Below are 25,845 nucleotides of genomic sequence, written 5' to 3'. Positions count from 1 at the left end.
GGTCTCAAAAATCAAAGGCTCATACCGCCCTTCCTTGCCTTGATAAAAATAAGCATTGATATTAGCTCCCTTATCCACTAAAAGCTTAATAATTTTTTTTGTTTTTTCTAAAACTATGTGATGATCTTCATCATCTATTGTAAAACTAATACGAGCCAATAAAAAATTCAACCATTTTTGATCTTTTATGAATTGTAAAATAAATTCATGAAATTCATGATCATATAAGTCATGCCAACCAAATAGGTAGGAAGCCATACTAGGTCTTTCGTATGGATATAAGTCATAAATATCTCTACCTTTTGGATCTCTTATAACATAGATAGTATTTAAATCTGATTTTTTAACATATTCTTGCCATTCTTGATAATACTTATCTTTAACACTACAGTCTTCATAAAAAAACCATTTAAGCATAGGATTAGCTTGAACTTCTTCATAAGAGATGATTTTTTCGTTAGACATTGTTAGTTTCTCCTTATGTTAAATTTTTTATTTTTTGTAATAAAATCTAAATTTTAGTTTTAGATTGTTTTGATTATGTGTTATGTAAAAATTCATATCATTTAATCTACTCGTAAATCTCCACCTTTAACTCTCAATCCTTTGCTATCTATGATCACTTGAACTCCTCCAACTTGTATAATAACTTCTTTGGCTGTAGTTGTTATAGAAGTTGTTTTTACTTGATTGACTATTTTTTTATATGCTACAATAGTATTATCCTTTTGTGCTAAAAATGAAACATTTTCTGCATTAACAATGTGATCTTTTTTAGCAACCATAAGGATAGATTTTTCTGTATACCCTTGAATATTACCTTTTGCTTCTGTTACAAGTTCAGAATCTGTATAAACGCTATATTTTCCTTGACTTTGTGTATGATGATAACCTGTGGTGATTACTTTTCTATTTGATGATGTAGAACTTGTATATTCCCCTGTAATTCTTTCTTCGTAGTTTCTGCCTATTTTTACCTCTTTATTTTCTCCTACTTTTTCATAGCTATTTTTATGAATTTTTACCTCTTGATTCACCTCTACATTTAAAAAATTAGATCTTCTTACATTAGTTTTTTTACAACATGAGGTATTTTCTAGATATCTGCCCCGTACATTGACATTTTTAAATCCGACAATATTTTGCATATGTCCTAGAGTGATAAATTCTGTATGCTTTCCCCCTACTTCTGAAATTTTATCTTTCTTTATGGTTTGATTGTAATTGTTACCTACTTCTATTTTATAATCTCGTTGAGCAAGAATATAAATTTCTTCTTTATCTTTATCGTTTTTTAGAGTGATTTCATTTCTTGCTTTTGCGTCAAGATTGTCTATTCCTATAGTAGCATTAGCTAAGGTAACATAATGATCATTGATGTAATTTAGTTTGTAATCAGTATCTTCTTGAATTTTAAGCGGATCTAGTAATAAACCTTGTTCTATTTTTTCAGGTATGTCTTTTAAAGCCTCTAAAGTATTATAAACAATTTCTCTCTTATATCTTGGATAATTATATTGAGGCATAGATGTAGTCCCATTATACAAACTTCCACTTACATAAGGTTTATCTATATCATCATCTAAAAAAGAAACTATCACTTCATCTCCAATTCTTGGAGTATGATAAAAACCTGAATGATTGCTTGCAATACTAGAAGCTACTCTTAAAAAAGCAGAATGATGATATAAACTTTCTTTTTCATCTAATTCTTCTTGATTAGCATAAAGATTAATCCTTACTTTAACTCTTCCATACTCATCTGTGTAAATAGTATTTCTTTTACTTTCTATATCATTATCTTCACCTATAACTATACCTTGAGTGTTGTAAGGAGCTTTTGGTTTAGCTTTAAGACTTGGGGTGAATAAAATATCACTTTTTAATAGAGTTAGGGTATTAGAATAAGACTTACTTAAATTTAAATCTTTTAATTGTAGATGATCATTTGTGTTGATAGAATTAGCTAAAATAGCATCATCAATTAAGATTTGAGTATTGGCTACAATCATAAAATCTTTAAGAAGTTCTTCTTGACCTTGGTGATGGATATAGGCATTATAGTCTAAGTTGATATGATCAGCCAAAGATAAATAATAAATATTGCTTTTTGCTAAGAAGCTTTCATTAAGGGTTTTTGCTCTTTTTTCTTTTTGAGTAGAAGGGGTTTTTAAATCAATACTTTGAGTAAAAGAATATTCTGATTCATAGGAGTGTTCATTATAATAAGCTTGATGGTTAAGATCTTTTTCATAAGGAACTTGACTCGAACTTAAAGATAAAAGGTTTAAAGGAGTTTTTGCATTGACACTAGAATGAGTAAAAACATTAGTTCTTAAGCTTTGTTCTTTAAAAATAGAAGAGATGCAAGTTTCATTAAGAGTATTATTGACATTAGGATTGTATTTTATATTTTTAGTGGATGATTTTGCATAGGCATCACAAAAATAAATTTTATCCTTATCTTCATAAAAAAAGATTCCATTATTATGAGCTAATCTTGTAATAAAATCTAAATCACTTTCATTGTATTGAGAGATGAGTTCTTTATCTTCATAATTTAAATGTATATTAGAAAAATCAATTTCTTTATTTAAAAGTCCTTGATAAAAATCAAGGGTTTGTTTAATGATTTCAATAACATTAGTTTGTGTATAAATACGATTGGCTTTATTTAAAGAAAGTCTTATTAAAACTGATTGTATTTTAAATTTAAAAAAGTGTTTGTGTGTTATAGTGTTAGTTTTAGAAGAAGTATTGTTAATATTAAAAGAACTTTCTTGATTGATACCTTCATAATTAACATAAGTAACAATTCCTTGATATTCTTTTACTTCATTAATATCAAAATTCAAAGTTTTGTTTTCATAAGGGTTGTTTATACTAAAAAGAGCTTCTTGATCGATTAAAACATTAGGATGAAAATTAATATTTTTACTTGAGGTGATTAAATTCTCATCTAAACTTTCAAAGAAGCCTTCACATTCTATATTAAAAAGTTCTTCAAGACTTTCATGGATTATTGCTTTGGTGATTTTAAAAGGAAGGGAATTGATGGTTAAATTTAGGTAGGAATTTTTGGACATGAGTTTCCTTAAAATATAATTTTAGTCATTTTTGGTATAAAAAAATTTTAAAGATGTTGAGTTAATGTTTGGAATTTATTGGACATAGTGTTTTTAGTTTTACCCAAAAATCTCCAAAAATTATAATTTAAACTCATCAGAAAATAAAATTATACACAATTAACTTTAATATTCAAAGAATAAATCTAAAAAATTATGTTTAAAATCAATAATAATTTATATGGTTTTAGGATTTTTGATAGTTTGGAGCAGGTTTATAAGACATGAGTTTCCTTAAAATATAATTTTAGTCATTTTTGGTATAAAAAAATTTTAAAGATGTTGAGTTAATGTTTGGAATTTAAAAGCAAAATGTTGATAACTTCTTTTATTATATTATAAATTTTCACTTTTTTCTAAAACTGCAAAATACTCCATTTCAAGTGTTTTCAACTCTTCTTGTGCCTTTTGCAACTCTTCATAAAGTTTATTAATACCGATATTTTGATAAACACTAGGATTTGACAAATCTTTATTTAATTGCTCAATTTGTTTTTCAATGATTTCTATTTTTTCTGGATGATGGTTTAAAATTTCATTTTCTTTATAGCTTAATTTTTGGCTTTTTTTCTCTTTTTGATTGCTGTTTGAAATTGAATTTTCAAGACTTAAGGTAAAATTATCAAATTCGTGCAATTCTTTTTCATTTTCAAGATATTCCGTATAAAGAGTATGTAAAATATTGATCGAAGAATTTCCCTCAAAAGCATAAATTTTATTCGCTATTTTATCAACAAAATACCTATCATGAGATACAAATAAAATCGCTCCCTCAAAATTTAACAAATACTCTTCTAAAATATTAATCGTTGAGATATCTAAATCATTGGTTGGCTCATCAAGCACTAAAATATCATAAGTTTGAGTAAAAAGTAAAGCCAAAGCTACTCGATTTTTTTCTCCTCCACTTAATACAGAAACACTTTTATCTAAAAATTCTTTAGGAAATAAAAAATTTTTCAAATATCCATAAACATGCATATTTTTATCTCTTACCTGAACTCTATCTCCACCATTAGGACAAAAAATTTCAAGCAAGGTTTTATCTGAATTTACCAAATTTCTAGCTTGATCAAAATACCCTATCTTAATTTCCCCTCTTTTAATCTCTCCGCTATCTTGCTTAATTTGCCCTAAAAGCATTTTTAAAAAAGTAGATTTTCCACAACCATTTTTTCCCACTATAGCTATACGCTCTCCTTGTAAAATACGAGCTGAAAAATCTCTAAAAAGCATTTTATCTTCTATACTTTTACTCACATTCTTAATCTCAAATAACATTTTTTTTCGGTTCATTACCTTATCAGCATTAAAATTAAGCGTAGATCTTGAAATTTCAAGTCTCAAACGTTTTATGGCTCCAGGATTTTTCTTAGCCTCTTCTCGCATTTTTAAAATGCGCTCTTTTCTTCCCTCATTTCTTTTTAGCCTTGCTTTAACACCGCGTCTTAGCCATTCTTCTTCACTTTTTAACTGTTTTAATAAAGTCTCATGGCTTTTAGTAAGACTTTCTAAAATTTGTGCCTTTTTTTCAAGATAGTTTGCATATCCTCCTTTAAAAACACTTAATTTTCCATTTTCAATTTCTACGCACTTATCAGCAATAGCATCAATAAAATAACGATCATGTGAAATAAAAATAACACACATTTTAGATTCTTTTAACAAGTCCTCTAAAAAACTCGTCATATAAACATCTAAATGATTTGTTGGCTCATCAAGCAATAAAATATCAGGATTTTTAAGTATGAGTATGCAAAGCCCTACCCTGCGTATCTCACCGCCACTTAATGTACATACTAAACGATCAATGTATTTTAATAGATCAAATTCTTTTAAAACGCGATTTATCTTAGCTTCTATATTCCAAGCATCCTTGCTTTCTATTAAAGCCATAATCAAATCCATTTGTTTTAAATATTCTTTGTTTTCTGGATTTTGTTCTAATTTTAAATGGAGTTTTTCGTATTCTTCTAAAGCGGTATAAATTTCTGAAAGCTCCTGTTTAATAGCATCTCTAACACTTAAATTCGCATGAAAATCTACATTTTGAGAAAGCATTGCAATGCTTTTTCCATTTTGTCTTATAACGCGACCACTATCTAAAGTAAGTGCACCTAAAAGCACTTTTAAGAAAGTAGATTTTCCCTCTCCATTTTTACCAATAATAGCAATCTTTTCGCCTTCATTAGCACTAAAGTTTGCTTCAGTTAAAACAATTTTTTCATCAAATCTTTTATTAGCTTCGATTAAATCTATAAGTGCCATTTAAAACCTAAAATATTTTTTAAACATTAAGATTATTTTTAATGTTTTATAACCAAATTTCTTTTGCTTCTGTATGAATTTTATATTTTTGAAGTTCTTTAATAATACTATCAATCAAAACTCGATTATCGGTATCTAAAAATATTTCAGGGCTATCGCTAGACTTTAACAAAAAATACTTTACACCAAAAGAATTCAAAGTCTGTTTTAAACAAAATACAGAATAAATATCATACTTATCTACAACAAGCTGATAATATTTACTTTTTTCTTTTAAATCGCTAGTATCAACATCAAAATAAAGACTAAATTGCTCTGCCGCTGGAGTAAAATCCCTAGATGGCCATTTAGCAAGTTCTTCTTGCCAAGTAGAATCATTTTTAATTTGCTTTTGAATATCTTCTTGCTTTATACTTTCATCTTTTGCAAATTCAGGGATAAAATCAGAATTTGACTTAAATTCCCAAAGCAATATAAAAACTACAATAAGTAAAACGAGCAATAAACCGCTCAAAATACCCAAAGTTATATATTTTTTTATCATTCAGCCAATTGATCTTTTATGATATCGCCTAGGGTTATTTTATCATTATCATTGATCTCGTTTAAAACTTCGCGTTCTTTCATCTTAGCCAAACTTTTCACACTTAAACGAATTCTATTTTTTTTCTCATCAATAAATACTATTACTGCTTCAATTTCATCATTAATTTTTAAATTTTCTAGCATTGAAGTGCTAATATCTTCTTTATGAATTAACGCATCAACATTTTTACTAAGCTCTACAAAAACACCAAAATCTTTTATGTCTCGAATTTGTCCCTTGATAATATCACCCACTTTATGACTTTTAGCATACTCTTGAACTGGAGATTCACTAAGTTCTTTAACGCTAAGGGAAATTCTTTGTCCCTCTGCATCAATTTTTATAATTTTAACTTTAATTTTGTCGCCACTTTTAAATTTATCTTTGCATTTATCACTTCTATGCCAAGATGCATCTTCATTGTGTAAAAGCCCTTCTATAAATCCAAGTTTTACAAAAGCACCAAAAGTAGTTGTTTGAGTTACTTCCCCTTCTATGATATCACCTACCTTATGATTTTTTGCGAATTCATCAAAAGGTTTAGCAAGTAAATTTCTTAAAGATACCCTCAAACGTCTTTCATTTGAATTGATTTCAATAACTTCAACATCAATTTCCTGACCTTTTTTGATATAATCTTTTGGATTTTTTATATTTTTATCCCAAGAGATCTCGCTAATATGTAAAAATCCTTCTATATCATTCCCCAAATCCACAAAAGCTCCATAAGGCTCTATATTCGAAACTATAACCTTAATCGTATCTCCCACTTCAAGACTATCTTTAATCTCGCTCCAAGGATCCGGTAAGGCAGCTTTAATAGATAATGAAAGATGCTTACGTTCTTTATTGTAGTTTATAACCTTAACTGGAACTTTATCACCCTCTTTATAAAGAAGACTAGGATTAACAGGCCCTTTGTAAGAAATTTCGCTATAATGAACTAATCCATCAATACCACCTACATCTATAAACATACCGTAAGTTGTAATTTTTTTTACTATTCCTTCTATAACACCTTCTTCTTGAGAAACACTATTAATCAGTTCTTTACGTTTCTTTCTTTCATCGTCTAAAATTCTTTTTCGAGAAACAACAATGCTTTGCTCGTCTTTATCAATTTTAACAATCTTTACTTTAAAATTTTTTCCTATAATATTATTACTTTCTTTAAAGCCATATTGAGATTTTGGTAGAAAAAATTCAACATCATTTTCATCAACAACAATAAGACCGCCTTTATTTTTTCCAATAACTTTAACTTCAAAACTATTTTCTGGATCTTCTTTATAATTTTTAATAAATTCAATTACTTTTTCTTTTCTCAAAGCTTTTTTGTGAGAAAGTAAAGATCTTCCATTGCTATAGCCTACAATAGCGACTTTAATATTATCCCCCACTTTAAACAATAAGTCTGCTTTATCGTTTTGAATTTCATTAAGTGGTAAAATTCCTTCTGATTTTTTACCTATATCTACATAAACATCATCATTTTTAATCTCTACAATTACCCCTTCCGTTACAGCTTCTTCTTTTGTTTTGTCAAAAGCTTCTAAAAGTTGGCCAAAATCTTCTTCTTCAAGATAACCATCTAAAATGTCTTGAACTTTATTGTTCGCCTCGATCATTATTGTCCTTTAAAATAATTTTGAATTTCTCTTGATTCTAACAAAAATTTATTTTTTGTTAATTTTTTTAAATTGTAGTTTTATTTACCTTTTAAAAAAATAAAATATTACAAATTTAATCTGCAAAAGATTCAATTTTAGCTATTACTTTTTTAACAATCCAATCCGGAGTACTAGCACCAGCACTAATTCCGCAATACTTTTTATCTAAAAACCACTCTTCTTTCAACTCCGCCTCTGTTTCAATTAAATAACTATCCTTACAATGTGTTTTTGCGATCAAAAAAAGTTGCTTGGTGTTGGCTGAATTTTTACCTCCTACAACAATGACTATATCACTCTTTTCGGAAAGTTCCTTAATGGCATCTTGATTTTTAAATGTCGCGTCACAAATCGTATTGAAAACTCTTACTTCTTTAACTTTTAACATTAAAAAATTTACAATTTCCATAAAATGCTCAGGTTTTTTAGTTGTTTGACTGACAACGGCGATTTTATTAGGTAGTTTTATATTTTCAAGCTCTTTCTTGTCTAAAACTACATAGGCTCTTGTGCTTACGTAGCTTTTCACGCCTTTAACTTCTGGATGGTTTTCATCTCCAAAAATAACTACATCATAACCCTCATTACTCATACGTTCACAAATTTGTTGTGGCTTGGTTACAAAAGGACAAGTTGCATCAAAAATTTCGATATCTGTTTGTCTAAGCTTTTCTAAATCTTGTTTTGTAATACCATGCGTCCGAATAATAGCTTTTTTTTCGCTGCTGAGTGCATTTATATCTTCTAATGTTTTTACATTGAAATCTTTTTGCAAACGAAGAATTTCCTCGTTATTATGTATAAGTGGCCCTATAGTTGCTGCATCTTTGATCTGTTCAGCCTTTTTTATTGCTCTTTTAACCCCGAAACAAAAACCATAATTTTTAGCTAATTCAATAATCAATTTCAACTCCTAATCTTACTAAAATTTCTATAAATTTTGGAAAAGAAGTTTGAATACATTCAACATCATCAATTTCCATCCCGCAAACCAAACCCAAAATGGCAAAACTCATAGCAATACGATGATCTCCGTAACTTTTTATTTTGGCTTTATTTACTTTTCCGCCTTCAATCTCAAAACCATCTTCAAATTCCTTAACATTGATACCACATAGCTTTAAATTTTTTACTATAGCCATGATTCTATCGCTTTCTTTTACTCTTAACTCTTGTGCATTTTTAAGTATAGATTTTCCTTTAGCTATAGAAAAAGCTATAGCTAAAGCCGGAATTTCATCTATAAGCCAAGCTATATTTTCTTTTAGCTCAACACCTTTAAGTTCGCTTGAACTCGCACTAATTTCTCCTATAGTCTCAAAGTCATTTTGAGTGATTTTTGTTTTAATGTTTGCTCCCATTTTTTGTAAAATTTTATAAGCTTCTATACGCGTAGGATTAAGTAAAACATTTTTTAATATTATTTTAGAGTTAGGTACAATAATAGCTGCTAAAGCAAAATAAAAAGCCGAAGAAGGATCGTTAGGTATATTAATATCTTGAACTTTTAAAGGTTTTGTTAAATTTGATATTTCAAGTTTTAGTCCATCTTTGCTTATTTTCAAAGGAGCACCCATCGATTTTAGCATATTTTCACTATGATTTCTACTTAAAGAAGATTCTATAAATATAGATTTTCCATTTGCATTAAAGGCTGCTAAAATCATCGCTGTTTTAATTTGAGCAGATGGAATCTGACTCTCATAATTAAAAGAATCTAACTTTTGCCCTTCTATACAAATTGGTGCTAAAGTAGCTTCATCTCTACCATAAATTTTTGCCCCAATTTGCTTTAAAGGATTGCAAATTCTATCCATGGGTCGATTATTTAGATATTTATCTCCATTTAGAACAAAAAAACCCGAAATTCCAGATAAAAACCCCAACATCAAACGCATAGCTGTGCCAGAGTTTCCACAATCTAAAACGCAATTTGGAGAAAGAATTTTTTTGGGCGGAATAATGCTTATATTAGAATGATTACGCTTTACTTTTGCGCCTAAATGCTCTAATATTTTTAAAGTATTTAAAGTATCTCCGGCTAAGAGATAATTTTTCGCCCTATTTTCACCTTGTGTTAAAAGTGAAAAAATTGCAAAACGATGAGATATGCTTTTATCTGCTGCTACATCTAAAATTTCTGTATTTAAAGCAGAAGACAAAGCACTGATTTTCATCTTAATTCTAGCCCTAAATCTTTAAGGCTTTGTAGAATTTTATCCATACATTCTATTACTTGAGTATCCTCTAAAGTTTTATTTTTATCTCTAAATGTAAAAGCTATAGTTAAGCTATAAAATTCTTTCAGATTTTCATCACTATATAAATCAACCAATCTAAAATTTTCAAGTATTTCTAAATTTAATTCTTCAATACTTTTTTTAATATTTTTATATTCGTATCCTTTAGGTATAAGCACACTAAGATCTCTACTAATTGCTGGAAATTTAGAATAATTTTTAGCGACTTTCAAATCTTGCTTTATCAGATCCAAATTTAACTCGCAAATATAAGTTCTCATTAAGTCTTTTTCATTTTCTATCTTCAAATGCAAACGACCTATAAAACCTGCTTTAAAATCATTGATATAAATATCAGCTTGTTCGTATGGACTTAAAATATCATACTTTGAAGCCTTTAACTCAAAATTTCCGATAATATTTTTAATATCTAAAAGAAAATCATAAAAATTAACAAATTCTGGTTTTGCTTTATTAGAAATTTTAGCTTCCTCTTTATAGCCTGAATGCACAAAAGCAATATGATTTAATTCTTCATTATTTGCATTAAAAACAGAACCAATCTCAAAAAGTTTAATAATTTTTTTAGAATTTTTTGTATTCAAACTGATAGCTTTTAAAAGATGATTTAAAAGCGTTGTTCTTAATGTATTTAATTCCGCGTTGATAGGATTTAAAAGCTTGAGTTTAACTAAATCAAAACCTAATTCTTGAAGTTCTACTTCATTATCTAAAACATAGTGCAGACTTTCAAAATATCCATTACTAACAGCTTTTTTTCTTAATTCTACAAAATGCTTATAATTTTCATAAGTTAAATTTAAACGATTTTTTTCTACTAATTCTAGGCCCTTAGAAGCGATATTATCAATTCCTATAATACGAACTACTTCTTCACAAATATCTGCTAAATTCTTTATATCCGATCGGCGCATTGGAACTTCAATATTTACAAGTTTGTCATTTGAAAATATAATTTTAAAACCTAACCTTTTAAGAATATCTAAAATTGTATCCTTGCTGATATTCTGACCTACGATCTTATTGATACTTTCAATGTCTATAGGTATAGTCAGTGGTTGTTTATTGAGTGTAGTTTGTTGAGAAGAACTATATATGATCAAATTCTGAATTTGTTTAAAAATATGGAGTAAAAAGTCCATTCCTAAATTTAATCTTGGTTCACTTCCTCTAAAACTTCTATAAATAGTTTTTTCATCTTGTTTTTTATAATTTGTTTTTGCATTTGCTATAATACTAGGTTCAGTATAATTTGCCTCGATAATAACTATCTTAGAATTTTCTTCATTTTTATACTTTTCTTCTTGATAAATTCCGCTAATACTGATAAGTTTATCTTTGCAAGAAATTTTAGTTTCACCACAGCTACCTTTATCTAGATTGAAAGTTATTTCTTCATTTTCTTTGGTAAAGCTGCTTAAATCATAAGCATTAAATAGCACTCCAGTTGAATGTGTGACATAATTTAACAAATTTTGAATAGGATCTTTTTGGAAATTTTCAATCTGTGCCAATCTTAAACTAATTATCAAATTAATTTGGATTTTTTCTTTAATTTCTATAACTCTATAATTATAACAACTATTTAAATCTTGTTGAGCAACTAAACGCAATATTCTTCCTATTCCTAAAACATTTTCACTTTCTTTAAAAGCTTTAGTTTCTTTTAAATTCAAACCTAAGGCGACAGATAAATCATAGGCTATTCCGTATATGCTTAAGCAATCTCCTCGATTTGGAGTAAGTTCTACCTCAATCAAGGTATCATTAAAAATTGCGTAAGAATTTAATGCTTTTCCAAGCTTCAAAACTCCAATACTTTCATCTAAAATCATAATACCTTCATTGATTTTACCAAAACCAAGTTCTGTACTTGAGCAAAGCATACCATGAGATTCTACACCTCTTAGTTTTGCATCTTGTATTTTCATGCCATTTGGCATACAAGCACCCTTAAGAGCAACTGCGACATATTGTCCTTGCTCTACATTTTTTGCACCGCATATAATTTGCAAAATTTCATTTCCTATATCCACTTGGCAAATACTAAGCTTATCAGAATTTTCATGTTTTATTTTTTCTTTTACAAATCCAACTACAATATTATCCGGAACTTTTAGATCACAAACCCTATCTACTTCAATCCCTATGGAATTTAACTTATAGGTAATTTCATCTATAGTTTTATTTTCAAGATCTAACCAATCATTCAACCAACTTTTAGTAATTATCATCTAAATTGCTCCAATAATCTTAAATCGCCCTCAAATAAAGATCTTAAATCAGGAATTTGGTGTAAAAGCATAGCAAAACGCTCTACTCCTAGACCAAAAGCATAGCCACTTACGTTTTGGTAACCCACGAAATTAAATACATTAGGATCTACAACTCCACACCCCAAAACTTCAAGCCATCCGGTTTGCTTACATACTCTACAACCACAACCTTTACAAAATACACATGAAATATCTACTTCTGCAGAAGGCTCCGTAAAAGGAAAAAAACTAGGACGAAAACGAATTTTAACATCATTAAACATATAATGTAAAAACCCCTCTAAAATATTTTTCAAATGAGCAAAACTTACTTTCTGACCTTCCTCTACTACTAGTCCTTCTATTTGATGAAACATTGGGGTATGAGTGATATCAAAATCCCTTCTAAATACAGCACCAGGAGCTATCATTCTAATGGGTGGTTTTTGAGTTAGCATTGTTCTAATCTGCACAGGAGATGTTTGAGTTCTTAAAAGTCTCTTATCATCAAAATAAAAAGTATCTTGCATATCTCTAGCAGGATGTGATTTTGGCAAATTTAAAGCTTCAAAATTATGAAATTCATCTTCGATTAAAGGACCTTTTTCTATGCTAAAATTTAAGCTTATAAAATATTCTATAATCTTATCCATAGTACTCATCACAGGATGTAAAGCTCCTGTTGTAACACTTTCATCAAAATAATTAAAATCGAGTGTATCTTGTTTCATTTTTTCTTCTAAAGCAAGATTTTCTAAAATTTTAAATTTTGATAAATAAGCCTTATTGAAAGCTTCTTTTTGCAAATTTAAAGTGGTAGCCAATTCCTTTTTAGCTTCGCCTTCTAATTCTTTAAGTTTTGAAAAACTTTCAGTTAAAACACCTTTTTTTCCCAAAACTGAAACCCTAAGTTCTTCTAAATCATTTAAATTTTCACATTTTTCAATTTGTTTAATAATTTTTTGCAATTTTCTACACCTATTTACTATATTTTTGATTTTAATTTTATTAAAAACTATTTTAAATTCAGCATAAAAACTAAACTTTAAAGATATAATTATATAAATTGACATTAAATTAAGGATAAATAATGCAAGAAAAAACGATTTTTGAACAAATAGTAGAAGGAAAAATTCCATGCAATAAGGTGCTTGAAAACAACGATTTTTTAGCATTTCATGATATTGCTCCAAAAGCTCCTATTCATGTACTTATTATTCCTAAAAAACATTTTAAAAATTTCCAAGAATTCGAACCTGAACTTATGGCAAAAATGACAAGTTTTATTCAAGAATTAGCCATTTTGCTAAATATCCATGAAAGTGGATATAAACTCATAACAAATTGCGGCAAAGACAGCGGACAAGAAGTATTCCACTTGCATTTTCATATGCTAGGAGGTTTAAAAAACCCAAAAAAATAAATACAAAATTATTTCACTAAGGGTACAAGCATCCCTTCGTATAAGCTATTATAGATTTCAACTGAACATAAGTGCTTTGCAAGCTCTAAACCAAAAAGAATAGCCGTTGCAGGACCTGCTGATGTGATTATATTTTTATTAATATTAACAGCTTTATTTATACGAGTGCCATTAAGTCCTACTTCGCAACCTGGATAACATGCAAATTCCCCTTCTAGAATACCTGCAGCGTTTAAAACTATAGGAGAAGCGCAAATTGCTGCAACGATTTTACCATTACTATGAAGATTTTGAATTATGTTTAGAATTTCATTAGAATTTTTAAGATTATTCATACCCTCATAACCTCCAGCTAAAGCAATAGCATCCAAATTTTCAATATCGACATCTTTTAATGAATAATCAGCCTTTATAACAATACCATTGGCACCTTTTACTAAAAGTTCAGAATTTAAAGAGGCTATAATAACCTCTAAATTCCCGCTTAACTCACTCGCCCTTCTCAACACATCAACTATACCTATAAATTCAGCTTCTTCAAAACCTTGCGCCAACGGAACTAAAATTTTTTTACTCGTCTTCATTATTTTTCCTTGCTCGTTTTTTAAATCTTTCTTCTCTTAATTTAGATTTTTCATTCATTTGACGATTAAATCCTACTATGAAAAATATCATCAATAAAACAAAAAATACTATTAAAATAGACTCTAAAATTGACATAATTTAACCTTTTGTAAAAATTTTAACATAATTTTACAAATCTTTAAAGAAAAATCAAAAGATAATTTTATAAAATTCAGACTTTACTTAAGAATATTTAACCAAGGTGATAATTTGAACCAAAAAAATATCAGAATTTTTGTCTTTTTTAGTATTATTATTTTATGGGGATATTTCTCATTTCCTATTGAAATCTTACAAATTAAAGATTCTAATGGAAATATAACTTATGGCTATACTGCTAATGCTAGTGCTTATTTAAAAAGTTATTTCATAACACTTTTATTGACCATTTGTGCTGTAGTTATAGGCATCATTGTAGGGTTTAGTTTAGCTATTTTACGTTTTTGCAATATCAAGGCTTTAAATTTTATCATAGATGAATATATTGATATTATACGTGGAACCCCACTTATTTTACAGCTGATGATATTTTCTTTTGTTATTTTTACTTTTGTAGATAATCTTTATGCGGCAATATTTGCATTAGGGTTAAATAGTTCTGCTTATATAGCAGAGATTGTTAGAAGTGGAATCAATAGTATAGATAAAGGACAAATGGAGGCAGCACGTGCTATGGGGCTTGATTATAAAACTTCTATGAAAGAAGTTATTTTACCTCAGGCTGTAAAAAATATTTTGCCTGCATTAGCCAATGAATTTATTTCTCTATTTAAAGAAACTTCAGTGGTTGGTTTTATTAGCGTGATTGATATTACTATGCAAAGTCAAAGTTTGCAAGCCATTTTTTACAATCCTAAACCTCTTATTTTTACAGGACTTGTTTATTATATAAGTGTAAAAATTTTTAGTTATTTTGCTAAAGAACTTGAAACTAGGATAAACAAAAATGATTAAAATAAAAAATTTAAATAAAAAATATGGCGATTTAGAAGTTTTAAAAAATATTAATGTTTCGGTATCCAAAGGCGACATTATAGCCATTATAGGACCAAGTGGTAGCGGAAAAAGTACTTTTTTGCGTTGCATTAATCGCCTAGAACTAGCCGATAGCGGAGAAATCATCATAAATAATCAAAACATATTAGACGACTCTGCAAATATCGACAAAATTCGTCAAAAAGTGAGTATGGTTTTTCAACATTTTAATCTTTTTGCAAACAAAAATGTTATACAAAATTTATGCTTAGCTCCAATCAAAACAGGGATTTTGAATAAAGAAGAAGCAATCAAAAAAGCTAGAACTTTACTTAAAAAAGTTGGGCTTTCTGATAAAGAAGAGGTTATGCCTCATAAACTCTCAGGAGGACAAAAACAACGCATAGCTATTGCAAGAAGTTTAATGATGAATCCAGATGTTATTTTATTTGATGAGCCTACTTCAGCACTTGATCCTGAAATGATAGGAGAAGTTTTAAATATCATGAAAGAACTTGCAAAAGAAGGCTTAACCATGCTTGTAGTTACTCACGAAATGGGTTTTGCTAAAAATGTAGCTAATCGTATTTTTTTTATGGATAAAGGCAATATAGCCATTGACGCACACCCAAAAGAAATATTTGAAAATCCTAAAAATGATAGACTAAAAGAATTTTTAAATAAGGTTTTAAATCATTGAGTAAGCCTTGAGTTTTTCAAGGCTAATTTTTAATCCCAGCATTCTGCATTTTTTATACCTAATTTTGAAGCACTAAAATGAGGATCAAGACCTGATTTTTGCTGCGAATTAAAGTCTTTTAGAACTTTATTAACAATACCCCCTAAAAGAAGTAAAGAAATGATATTAGTCGTCGCCATAAATGCCATAGTGAGATCTGCCAAACTCCAAGCAAGTTTTAAATTCATTTGAGAACCGATAAAAATCATAGCTACTGCAGTAATTCTGAATAAATTCATTACAAACTTAGAATCTGTTAAATATTTTACATTTGTTTGTGCATAATAATAATTTCCAATTAATGATGTAATTGCAAAAAGCACAATAGCAATTGTAACAAAATGGATTCCAAAACTTCCATAATATTCTCTCATGGCTTCTTGAACTAAAGGCATGCCATCCCCGAGGTTACTTCCGTGAAAATTTAAATATGCCATAGAAAAAAGTACTAAAAACCCTGAACTTGTACAAACTATCACATCAATTAAAACAGAAAAAGCTTGAATAATGCCCTGTTTTGCAGGATGACTAGTAAGTGCTGCTGCTGCTGCATTTGGAGCTGAACCCATACCTGCTTCATTTGAAAAAAGCCCTCTTTTAATTCCTATTACTAAAGCAGAACCAGCAAAACCTCCAAAAATTGCTTTAAAATCGAAAGCGTTTTCTAAAACAATATGAATTACCAAAGGAATCTTATCAAAATTGATTAAAACTGCAATAACAGCAAGTAAAATATAAGCCATAGCCATAAAAGGGACAATCAAAGAACTTACTTTTCCTATTTTTGTATGGTGTGAAAAAAACATCCATGCTCCAAAAATCGTTAAAATAATACCGATTACTACTGGCCAATAACTCGAAGAAAATCCTACTGTAGCGCCTGGATTAAACATATCATAATATACCTTAAATGCCGATGTCATAGTTTGACTTTGCAAACCATTAAAGCCATACGCATAAGTAATGATAAGAATAAAAGCAAAAAATGAACCAAAAAAATGTGATCCTAAAGCCTTTCTTATGTAATAAGCAGGGCCGCCTTTAAAACCACCTGTTTCATCTTTTGATTTATAAACTTGCGCTAAAGTACTTTCTGCAAAAGCTGAAGCTCCTCCAAAAAATGCCATAACCCACATCCAAAACAAAGCTCCAGCTCCACCAGTTGTCAATGCATAAGAAATTCCTGCAATATTACCTATGCCTACTCTAGAAGCTGTTGATATCATCAAAGCTTGAAATGGAGAAATATGCTCTTTTGATTGCTCTCCATTTTTTTCAGTCAAAATTGCAAAAACAGATTTAAGCATACGAAACTGAACGAATCCGGTTAAAGAACTATAATAAATTCCGCAAATGATAAGTAAAATAACCATAATTGTATCTGTATAAGGTATAATATTTCCAAGATAACCTATAATTTTTTCACTCATTAATGAAATTGTTGAAGCTAGTAAATTTAAATTTTGCTCTCCCATATTTTTCCTTTTATATTGATTTTATAACTACTTTAACATAATTTTTATGAAAAAACATTTACTTTGAATAAATACTTTTAAAAAAAATATAAATGTGTGAATTTATGAAACAAAATGTGTAAAATTTTGCCTTAAGGCCTCATAAGAAATAATACCAACACTGGTAGCCAAATTTAAACTTCTTCCACAAGATTTCATCGGAATAGTAATTGCATTTTGCCAATTAATTTGCATCAAATCCATAGGCAAACCAAAACTTTCACTACCAAAAAATAAAAAATCATTTTCCTGAAATTTGGCTTCAAAATAGGGTTTATTGCTTTTTGTAGTGGCAAAAAAGAATCTCTCTTTAAAAATTAAATTTTTTTTCAAAAAAAGCTCTAAATTTTCCCAAATTATAGGCTCTAATTTTTCCCAATAATCAAGTCCTGCCCTACGTACACTCTTTTGAGAAATATCAAAAACAATAGGTTTTATAATATGGAGTTTAAAACCTGCATTATAACACATTCTGCCTATACTACCTGTATTTTGAGGGATTCTAGGATGAACCAAGACTATATTAAACATTTATACTAAAATCCTTGGAATATCGGGATGAAGCTTAACTAAAATTTCATAGGAAATTGTATTAAAGAAATTTGCCCAAATCTCAGCATCATTAAAAACACAAACTTCATCTCCACATTCTTCGCAAGAAAAACTATCCATTGAAATTTTTCCTAAAATTTTTTTATTATTAGTCAAAAACAAATCACCTTTTCCATTGTAACGAAATAATCCATCAGCATAACCTAAATCGTAAGTAGCAATTTTCAAATTCTTTTCCGCACTAAAAGATCTGCCATAACCAACACTTTGACCAGATTTTAAAACTCTTTCGCTTAGTTTATGTGCATAAAGACTTAAAACTTTTTCTAAATTTTTATCTCCATAGCCAAATTGAGCAATTCCTATTCTAAATAATTCATCTTGAGGCATTTCTTGTGCTCTAAATAATGCAGCAGAATTATAAGAATGACAAGCCAAACCATCATAATTTTTTCTAGCTAAAGTCTTAACTTGAAAAAATTTTTCTTTTTGAATAAAAAAACTTGCATCTAATTCATCCGCGCTTGAAAAATGAGTAAAAACTCCCTTCAAATTTAATTTTAACTTATCAATCTTTAAAAAAGCATTTTCTATCTCTTCTATACAAATTCCATTTCTATGCATACCGGTGTCTATTTTGAGATGAATTTGTGTTCCGCTTTTATATTCTTGAATTTTAGAGATTTCGTTTAAAGCATAAATAAATTTAGGGTTTTCATTCCCATGGGGGCGATGAGAAAGTATTAAAATATTTTTAAAAAAATTTTCAAGCTCATAGGCTTCTTTTTCATTTTTAACAGCAATAAAATCAATACCCAAAAGTCTAGCAATTGGAGCTAAAATTTTAGCTCCATGTCCGTAAGCATTGTCTTTAAAAACACAAATAAGTTTTGAAGGATTACCTATTCTAGTAATAATTTTTTTTAAATTATTCTCATAAGCCTTTTGATTAATTTTAATTAAAGACATTTATTGCTCTGCTAAAATTTTCATTCTTCCTTTATCATCAACTTTAACATATAAAATTTTATTACCCTTAAATTGATAATTTTTAGTGTAATAATCTTCATAGAATGCAATTCTATACATTACCTCATTCTCTAAATTTGGATAAGGGCTAATACTAATCTTTGAGAATTTAATTTTTTTATTTTCTTTACGTGAAAAAATTGCTTTTTTCATAGAGGCAAATTGATCAAAATTCATTTTATCAAAACGCTTGAATTCTTTTTTATCATAAAATTTTAAATAAGATTCAGTATCACTATTAGTCCAAGCAAGTTTCCAAGCAAAAAGATCTGCAAGCAAAGAAGCAATTTCTTCTCTATTAGCTCGAATTTTATTTTTCTCCTCTGTCATAACAAATACTTTTTTATCTTGAACCACTTTTGCAAATTTTTCAAGATTTTCATTAAATAAAGCTATACAGCCTCTTGTCTTAAATTCATCAAGTCTTGTTCCATCTAAAGGATAACCATGTATCCAAATTCCACCACCTGTTTTGCCTTGTAATTTATCGAGTAAATTCGGATAAGTAGTAGCAAAAGCAAAAGGACCATAATAAGGATCACCGGGGTTAAATTTCTTTCCAAGCTCATAAAAACCTACCGGGGTTTTTAAATCTCCCTCAAACCGCTTATCCCCCATAAGACCCGTAATGATTGATTTTTGCTCAAAAAGTTGCTTAACTTTTCCATTATCGTATGAAAATACACGGAGTATTTTATTAGTTTTATTAGTAAGCACGATAGCAACATTATCATCATAATAGCCAAGAGAAATATTCTTATCTCCGATTTCAGACAACCAAAAATTTTTATCCATTAACTCTTTTTCAATTGCTACACCAACAGCATCAAGTCCTTGATCTAAATAAATTTTAACCAAATCAGATGATGCCCTAAGCATTGAAATACAAATAAAAAACAAAAATATAATTCTTTTAAGCAAAGTATTTCCTTGTAAAACATAAATTTTATAATATAAACAAAGTCTTTGTAAAAATAAGTGATTGTGATTATATTATTTTTTTCTTAAAAAATAATTATTAAAAACAGTTAAAGAAATAAATTTTAATTTTGATATAATTTTATATTAATAACCAAATCAAGGAATACTTCTAATGAAAAAATTACTTTTTATTTTAATTTTTGGTTTAGTATTGTTTATTTTGTATATTACGCTTGATTTTTATATCTCAAAAGATAGAACAAAAAATAACGATAAATCAGAGCTTTCTTGCGATTTAAATTCTAAAGATTGTATTTATAAATTTAAAGATAAAGAAATTTTAATTTCTTTAACACCAAAACCTATTCGATCTTTACAAACTATACAATTAAAAATTAAAAATTTAGGATTTTATGAAAATTTAGGAATAAAGATTTATGGATTAAATATGTTTATGGGTGAAATTAAACCTAAAATTCATCCAATTAACAAAACGGACTACGAAGCACAATTTATCCTTTCTGCTTGCTCAATGAATATTATGCGTTTTAGAGCGGAATTAATGGATGATAACAAACCTATAGACTTTTATTTTGATTTTGAATTAAGAAGATAGCTTTAACACAAAGCCTTAAAGACTGAGAATAAATTTTTATATAAAAAGAGGCTAGAAAATTTCTAGCCAAAAAAATTATTTTTTCTTTTTTGCTTTAGCAACAGCTTCTTTAAGATTTTTACCTACTTTAAATTTAGCAACTCTAGTAGCAGGAACCTTGATAGTTTTACCAGTGCTTGGAACTCTAGCTTCTCTTGCAGCTCTTTCAGCTGTTGAAAAAGTACCAAAACCAATAAAGCTAACACTATCGCCTTTAGCTAATACTTCAGTAATAGTAGCAATTACTGCATCAGTAGCAGCCGTAGCATCTTTTTTTGTAAGCCCAGCAGTTTGAGCAACTTTTGAAATAAAATCTGCTTTAGTCATAAAAAGCTCCTTTTGTTTTTTTTATTGAAACGTCTAATTCTAGCATATTAAAAAAACAATATCAAGTAAAAAACATAATTTTTTAAGATTTTTTCAAAAATTTTCAACATTTTTTGGATTTATAGTATTCAAATTCTCCACTATCATCAACTTCATTACCAATTTTTTCATATAAGCTATAATAAAATTGAACAAATTCTCTACACTCAAGTAGCACAGGCATAAAGACTTCATTTTCTATATTACAAAAATGATTTAAAAAATCCTTTGCATCAAGTTTTAAAACATAATGCCTTGCTAATTCATAATAAGTATTTAAAGCTATCAGTTTAAATTTTTCATAAAATTCTAGATTAAAATTAATCTTTAACTGATTATCTTTAAAACTTAAAACCCCACTTTGAAAAAGTAAAGAAAGATGAATAAGTCCTTCTGTATAATAAGGTTGTACTTCATCAACTTTTTGCCAAGCTATCAAAGAAATAGATCTTTTTATCAGATCGTGAAAAACAGGCATTTTTAAATTCTCCTCTTCATTAAAAAAGAAATTAACCAATCCTCCAGTTGTCGCTTTATACTCTTCTATATTTTTAAAGAAACCGCTTTTATTCATTTTCTTTTCGCTGTCATTGGCGATAAAAAAGATATGTCCAAATTCATGTCCTATAGTTGAAATTTCATAAACACGCTTCCAAATATCTTCCTTAAAAAAGAGAATTTCTCTTCCATAGGTTAAAAATTCTTTATCAAAAACCTCACTAGCTATTTTCATAAATGGTTGAGTCAATGCATTTTCATAGACAAAATTTAAAAATGCAAAAATCTTTTTTCCGGCTATGTTGCTTACAAATTCATCATTAGGAACAACTTGTGCTGAAAACAAACCTTTAAGTTCGGCTCCGTAAAATATCATAGGGGTGCAAATATAAAGTTGAGTTTTGTCTATATTATTTAACACTTCTTTTTTTAATTTTTCATCTTCAATATTTATATTTTCATATACTCTTATAAAACTTTGTTTTATTTCATTGCTAAAATTTAAAGCATTAAAATCACTTTCATCTTCTAATCTTATATCCCATTCTAGTGCTACAGCATGAGTATAATGATCTTCATAATATTCCAAAGGATGTCCAACTTGCAAAGGAGATCTAACATCCATCCAAGCAAGTTCTGCTTCTTGCCACGCTCCAATTATTTTACTTTCGTCTTTTTCACAAAACGCAGCTTTTAATTTTTCAAAATATTTTATATAAGCTATTTCATCTTGTTCTTTAGCAAAAATTTTTAATTTATCAATCATTTCATCAAAAGCAAATTCAAGTTTTAAAGTTTCATTTTCAAAAAATCTTGCATAAGGAACAAATTTCCATAAATTTCCTATTCTTATTAAGATTCCATAACTTCTTTCACAAATTTCTCCTTGCGGAGTAGTTTGATACAATCCATTCTTTTGCAAGAAACTAATAGCATCGTTAAGATTTGGAAATTGCGATGCTAAAATTTTATTATTTTTTTCTATAATTTCTTTAGTCCAGGAAATTTCAAAAGCATTTATAACAACTCCTATATTATGAACTCCTTGTATAAGAGTTTGATAAAATTCATTGAGTAGTTTTTTATCTGCAATTTCATTGATAAGGTTTTGATGCTCTAATTCATAAAATTGTTTCACTTCAAGATAAAATTTATGTTTCAACTCTACAATTTTTTCTTCTTTAAAATTATTTTTTTTCCATTCTTGTACTAAATTTTCCTCTTTTAAATCTATTAAACGTTTAAGAATAGCCAAAAGGGTGGTTTTATCTTTTTTTAATTCGCTAAGTTGAACTAGTCTTTCAAAGTATTCTCCCCATTCTTTTAAATCTAAAAGTTTATAGAAAAGATTAATATCTTTTTTGTGTTTTTTTATAAGTTTTGCTATTTCTTTAAAATTATTCATAAATTTATTTCCTTTCTTAGCTTTACTTAATTTTATTGAATTATAATGTATTATTTAAAATAAGGAGTAAAAAATGAAAGATATGGGGGAACCAAAACTTAAAATAGTTGCTATGCCTAGAGATACTAACTCAGCAGGCAATATTTTTGGCGGATGGATTTTATCACAAATTGATTCTGCGGGAGCAATAGCAGCTAGAGAACTTTCACCTGAAAGAGTTGTAACGATTTCTATGGAGCAAGTCGTTTTTAAACAACCTGTGTTTGTGGGAGATGTTATTTCTTGTTATGCAAAAGTTGTAAAAGTTGGTACAACATCAATAAAAGTCCAAGTAGAAGTTGTCGCACAAAGATCTGATGAATTTGGTTGTCCAATTTTCATCAATGTAACCTCTGCTACTGTAACCTATGTAAGCGTTGATGCACGTGGTCATAAAAAACCAATTAGTGATGAGTTAAAAAAGGCTCGCGGTTTTTAAATCGCTAGTCTTAAATTTTTGTTTGATAAAACTTTATCCTATAAGACTATCAACACTTGTTTAAACCACCACTATTGTATTTCTTTTCTAAACATTCTTGAAAAAATTCCCCTCTTGTTTTGGGGATTTTTTCAGGGTGGGTTTCTTTCATATGCTCTAAATATTTATCATAACTTGAAAGCCCAACTAAGGGATGAAAAAACCTTTCGGCCTTTTCATAATAAATTCTAAGCTTCTTTAGCATTTAAAGAATCAAGTTTAACATACGGACTTTCTTTTAATGGAATTTTTATTTTACCTATACAAATTCCTATACAAGAAATTATTACAAGTAAAGTAGTGAGCATAAAGAATATACATAAAATTGCATCTAATACATTTCCAAATAAAGAGTGTGATAAATTAGAAATTTGCTTTTCTTTGGATTGAATTTGTTCTTCAATTTTTACTTGTTCTTCCGTACCTAGATTTCCTTTTTGAGTTTTAAGCGTTTCAATTTCTTCTTCTAACTTATCAATACTTTTTTTATTCATTTGAGCAGTAGCTATATGACTTACTGCATTATGAACTTTCGCACCTTCTTCATAAGGCAATACTTTTTGAATTCCTCCATAAAGAGTTGCGATTAAAACAAATGTCGCAGGTGCCAAAGTTACCCAAAGATATCTTTTTTTACCCATTTTAGCAAGAATTGCACTGACTAAAAGTAAAGCCATACCTGCTAGCATTTGATTACTCACTCCAAAAAGTGGCCATAAAGTGTAAATTCCTCCATTTGGATCGATAGCTCCTTGATATAAAAAATACCCCCAACAAGAAACGCTGATAATAGTAGCTAATAAACCAGCCCAAACATTATGAATATTTCCTAAAGGCTTATAAACATTTCCTAATATATCTTGAATCATAAATTTAGAAGTTCTAGTTCCTGCATCAACAGCTGTTAAAATAAACAAAGCTTCAAATAAAATTGCAAAATGATACCAAAATCCCATAAATTCAACTCCACCAAAAATTTGATGCAAGATTAAAGTAACTCCCAATGCAAATGTTGGTGCCCCACCAGTTCTTGATAAAATGCTATGTTCTCCTATATCCTTAGTAAGCTGTGCTATTTCTTGCGGAGTAACTGCAAATCCCCATTCGCTAATTGTTTTAGCAGCTTGAACCAAATCAGTCCCAATTAAAGCAGAAGAAGAATTAACTGCGAAATAAATTCCAGGATGTAAAATACAAGCACAAATTAAAGCCATAACAGCCACGCCACTTTCAGCAAGCATAGCTCCATATCCTACAAACAAAGCATGTTCTTCATTTTCCAGCATTTTTGGACTTGTTCCACTTGAAATCAAAGCATGGAAGCCACTAATAGCACCACAAGCTATAGTAATAAATAAAAAAGGAAAAATAGATCCTGCAAAAACAGGGCCTGTTCCATCAAGATATTGATAATTAACTTTTGGCATTAAAAAATCAGGTGCAACAAATAAAATTGCCAAAGCCATCACAACAATAACGCCCATTTTTAAAAAAGTAGCAAGATAATCTCTTGGAGCTAAGAAAAACCAAACAGGTAAAAGCGATGAAACTAATCCATATCCCATAATCATAAATGCTAATGTAGGCTGATCAAAAGTAAAAAATTTCGCTAAAGTAGGATTAATTGATACATAGTGACCATAATGAATCGAAAGAAGCAATAAAATAAAACCAATAATTGACGCTTCACCCACTCTACCTGGACGTATAAAACGCATATAAATTCCCATAAATATAGCTATAGGAATAGTCATTGCTATGGTAAATAATCCCCAAGGAGAATTTGCCAAAGATTTAACTACAACCATTGCTAAAATAGCGATGATTATAATCATGATCCCGAAAATAGCCACCATAGCCACTCCACCAGTAAAACTTCCCATTTCATCTTTGATCATTTCCCCAAGACTGCGACCTTTTCTACGCATAGAAATGAAAAGTACTAAAAAATCATGGACAGACCCTGCCAAAACCCCTCCAACTAAAATCCAAATCATAGAAGGCAAATAACCCATTTGAGCAGCCAAAACGGGACCAACTAAAGGACCAGCTCCTGCAATAGCAGCAAATTGATGGCTAAATAAAACAATTTTATTTGTTGGAACAAAATTCTGTCCATCGTTTTCTACTTTAGCAGGAGTAGCTCGATTTTTATCTAAGCCAAACACCTTAAATGCTATAAAACAACCATAAAGTCTATACCCTATCATATAAATACAGACAGCCGACACAACTAAGTAAATAGCCGAAACTTTTTCGCCATTTTGCAAAGCAAGATAACAAAAGCAAACAGCTCCCAATAAAGCCACAAAAAACCATAAAATTTTTTTCAACTCTTACTCCTTTTTGAAATAAAAAATAATTATAATAAATAAACTATTAATTTTTTTTAAATCTTTTGTATTCTAAAAATAATTTTTAAAAATGCTAGGAATAATTTTTATGCTTAAAAATATGTAAAT

The 25,845-nt window shown here is 28.8% G+C and carries 23 protein-coding genes and 1 pseudogene; 5 read left to right on the top strand and 19 right to left on the bottom strand.

What is annotated here, in order from left to right; all coding sequences use genetic code 11:
• From CQA76_RS04625 to pheS, 9 genes and pseudogenes are all read right to left on the bottom strand, one after another.
• Positions 1-465 (bottom strand): annotated as a pseudogene (locus CQA76_RS04625) (ankyrin repeat domain-containing protein); the annotation flags it as partial.
• A gap of 101 nt (positions 466-566) precedes the next feature.
• Positions 567-3,086 (bottom strand): type VI secretion system Vgr family protein, encoded by a 2,520-nt coding sequence (locus CQA76_RS04620; protein ID WP_137622274.1) that lies wholly within the window; start codon positions 3,084-3,086, stop codon positions 567-569.
• Between the two features lie 375 nt (positions 3,087-3,461).
• Complete coding sequence (gene abc-f, locus CQA76_RS04615; protein ID WP_137622273.1) at positions 3,462-5,393, bottom strand: ribosomal protection-like ABC-F family protein; 1,932 nt, start codon at positions 5,391-5,393, stop codon at positions 3,462-3,464.
• A gap of 46 nt (positions 5,394-5,439) precedes the next feature.
• Positions 5,440-5,934 (bottom strand): hypothetical protein, encoded by a 495-nt coding sequence (locus CQA76_RS04610; protein ID WP_137622279.1) that lies wholly within the window; start codon positions 5,932-5,934, stop codon positions 5,440-5,442.
• Positions 5,934-7,607, bottom strand: coding sequence for a 30S ribosomal protein S1 (locus tag CQA76_RS04605; protein WP_137622272.1), 1,674 nt, complete (start codon positions 7,605-7,607; stop codon positions 5,934-5,936). Before CQA76_RS04605 ends, CQA76_RS04610 begins: the two co-directional genes overlap by 1 nt.
• Positions 7,608-7,722: 115 nt before the next feature.
• On the bottom strand, positions 7,723-8,553 hold the full coding sequence (locus CQA76_RS04600) for a 4-hydroxy-3-methylbut-2-enyl diphosphate reductase (protein ID WP_137622271.1): 831 nt from the start codon (positions 8,551-8,553) through the stop codon (positions 7,723-7,725).
• On the bottom strand, positions 8,543-9,826 hold the full coding sequence (gene aroA, locus CQA76_RS04595) for a 3-phosphoshikimate 1-carboxyvinyltransferase (RefSeq protein ID WP_137622270.1): 1,284 nt from the start codon (positions 9,824-9,826) through the stop codon (positions 8,543-8,545). Before aroA ends, CQA76_RS04600 begins: the two co-directional genes overlap by 11 nt.
• Positions 9,823-12,144, bottom strand: a complete 2,322-nt coding sequence (gene pheT, locus CQA76_RS04590) for a phenylalanine--tRNA ligase subunit beta (RefSeq protein WP_137622269.1) — start codon at positions 12,142-12,144, stop codon at positions 9,823-9,825. Before pheT ends, aroA begins: the two co-directional genes overlap by 4 nt.
• Positions 12,141-13,133: a phenylalanine--tRNA ligase subunit alpha gene (gene pheS, locus CQA76_RS04585; protein ID WP_137622268.1), complete on the bottom strand. Its 993-nt coding sequence runs from the start codon at positions 13,131-13,133 to the stop codon at positions 12,141-12,143. Before pheS ends, pheT begins: the two co-directional genes overlap by 4 nt.
• 122 nt (positions 13,134-13,255) lie before the next feature.
• On the opposite strand from pheS, the gene CQA76_RS04580 reads away from it, so the two are divergent.
• Positions 13,256-13,588, top strand: coding sequence for a histidine triad nucleotide-binding protein (locus CQA76_RS04580; RefSeq protein WP_137622267.1), 333 nt, complete (start codon positions 13,256-13,258; stop codon positions 13,586-13,588).
• A gap of 8 nt (positions 13,589-13,596) precedes the next feature.
• On the opposite strand, the gene CQA76_RS04575 is transcribed toward CQA76_RS04580, so the two are convergent.
• A complete protein-coding gene (locus CQA76_RS04575) occupies positions 13,597-14,172 on the bottom strand; it encodes a DJ-1 family glyoxalase III (RefSeq protein ID WP_137622266.1) in 576 nt (191 codons plus the stop codon).
• Positions 14,159-14,308: a hypothetical protein gene (locus tag CQA76_RS09015; protein ID WP_170999709.1), complete on the bottom strand. Its 150-nt coding sequence runs from the start codon at positions 14,306-14,308 to the stop codon at positions 14,159-14,161. Before CQA76_RS09015 ends, CQA76_RS04575 begins: the two co-directional genes overlap by 14 nt.
• A 114-nt stretch (positions 14,309-14,422) precedes the next feature.
• Between CQA76_RS09015 and CQA76_RS04570 the strand changes: the two genes are divergently transcribed.
• Positions 14,423-15,166, top strand: a complete 744-nt coding sequence (locus CQA76_RS04570; protein WP_137622265.1) for an amino acid ABC transporter permease — start codon at positions 14,423-14,425, stop codon at positions 15,164-15,166.
• Positions 15,159-15,887, top strand: a complete 729-nt coding sequence (locus CQA76_RS04565) for an amino acid ABC transporter ATP-binding protein (protein ID WP_137622264.1) — start codon at positions 15,159-15,161, stop codon at positions 15,885-15,887. The genes CQA76_RS04570 and CQA76_RS04565 overlap by 8 nt, the downstream gene beginning before the upstream one ends.
• Positions 15,888-15,916: 29 nt before the next feature.
• Here CQA76_RS04565 and CQA76_RS04560 read toward each other — a convergent pair whose 3' ends face one another.
• The 4 genes from CQA76_RS04560 to pgp2 form a co-directional block, all read right to left on the bottom strand.
• The gene (locus CQA76_RS04560; protein ID WP_232364895.1) at positions 15,917-17,356 is read right to left on the bottom strand and encodes an alanine/glycine:cation symporter family protein; all 1,440 of its coding nucleotides are present in this window, start codon (positions 17,354-17,356) and stop codon (positions 15,917-15,919) included.
• Positions 17,357-17,503: 147 nt separating this feature from the next.
• Positions 17,504-17,971: a tRNA (cytidine(34)-2'-O)-methyltransferase gene (locus CQA76_RS04555; protein ID WP_137622262.1), complete on the bottom strand. Its 468-nt coding sequence runs from the start codon at positions 17,969-17,971 to the stop codon at positions 17,504-17,506.
• Positions 17,972-18,961 carry an alanine racemase gene (locus CQA76_RS04550; protein ID WP_137622261.1) on the bottom strand — a complete coding sequence of 330 codons (990 nt, stop codon included), beginning with the start codon at positions 18,959-18,961 and terminating at the stop codon, positions 17,972-17,974.
• Positions 18,962-19,900, bottom strand: a complete 939-nt coding sequence (gene pgp2 / locus CQA76_RS04545; RefSeq protein WP_137622278.1) for a cell shape-determining L,D-carboxypeptidase Pgp2 — start codon at positions 19,898-19,900, stop codon at positions 18,962-18,964.
• A gap of 214 nt (positions 19,901-20,114) precedes the next feature.
• Here pgp2 and CQA76_RS04540 point away from each other — a divergent pair, with 214 nt between their 5' ends.
• Entirely contained in the window at positions 20,115-20,558 is a 444-nt protein-coding gene (locus CQA76_RS04540; protein ID WP_137622260.1) for a hypothetical protein, read from the top strand.
• A 75-nt stretch (positions 20,559-20,633) separates the two neighbouring features.
• Here CQA76_RS04540 and CQA76_RS04535 read toward each other — a convergent pair whose 3' ends face one another.
• Both CQA76_RS04535 and ciaB read right to left on the bottom strand, forming a co-directional pair.
• Positions 20,634-20,924: an HU family DNA-binding protein gene (locus tag CQA76_RS04535; protein WP_137622259.1), complete on the bottom strand. Its 291-nt coding sequence runs from the start codon at positions 20,922-20,924 to the stop codon at positions 20,634-20,636.
• A 103-nt stretch (positions 20,925-21,027) separates the two neighbouring features.
• On the bottom strand, positions 21,028-22,866 hold the full coding sequence (gene ciaB / locus CQA76_RS04530) for an invasion protein CiaB (protein ID WP_137622258.1): 1,839 nt from the start codon (positions 22,864-22,866) through the stop codon (positions 21,028-21,030).
• 73 nt (positions 22,867-22,939) lie between these two features.
• Here ciaB and CQA76_RS04525 point away from each other — a divergent pair, with 73 nt between their 5' ends.
• On the top strand, positions 22,940-23,344 hold the full coding sequence (locus tag CQA76_RS04525) for an acyl-CoA thioesterase (RefSeq protein ID WP_137622257.1): 405 nt from the start codon (positions 22,940-22,942) through the stop codon (positions 23,342-23,344).
• A gap of 49 nt (positions 23,345-23,393) precedes the next feature.
• Here CQA76_RS04525 and kcuS read toward each other — a convergent pair whose 3' ends face one another.
• The gene (gene kcuS / locus CQA76_RS04520; RefSeq protein ID WP_137622256.1) at positions 23,394-23,588 is read right to left on the bottom strand and encodes a KCU-star family selenoprotein; all 195 of its coding nucleotides are present in this window, start codon (positions 23,586-23,588) and stop codon (positions 23,394-23,396) included.
• Positions 23,572-25,716, bottom strand: coding sequence for a carbon starvation CstA family protein (locus CQA76_RS04515; protein ID WP_137622255.1), 2,145 nt, complete (start codon positions 25,714-25,716; stop codon positions 23,572-23,574). Before CQA76_RS04515 ends, kcuS begins: the two co-directional genes overlap by 17 nt.
• Positions 25,717-25,845 lie beyond the last annotated feature (129 nt).

The organism is Campylobacter aviculae (genome assembly GCF_005406215.1).
Classification (GTDB): Bacteria; Campylobacterota; Campylobacteria; order Campylobacterales; family Campylobacteraceae; genus Campylobacter_D; species Campylobacter_D aviculae.
Note: the sequence above shows the minus strand (reverse complement) of the source record. Positions and strands in the feature narration are given on the sequence as shown.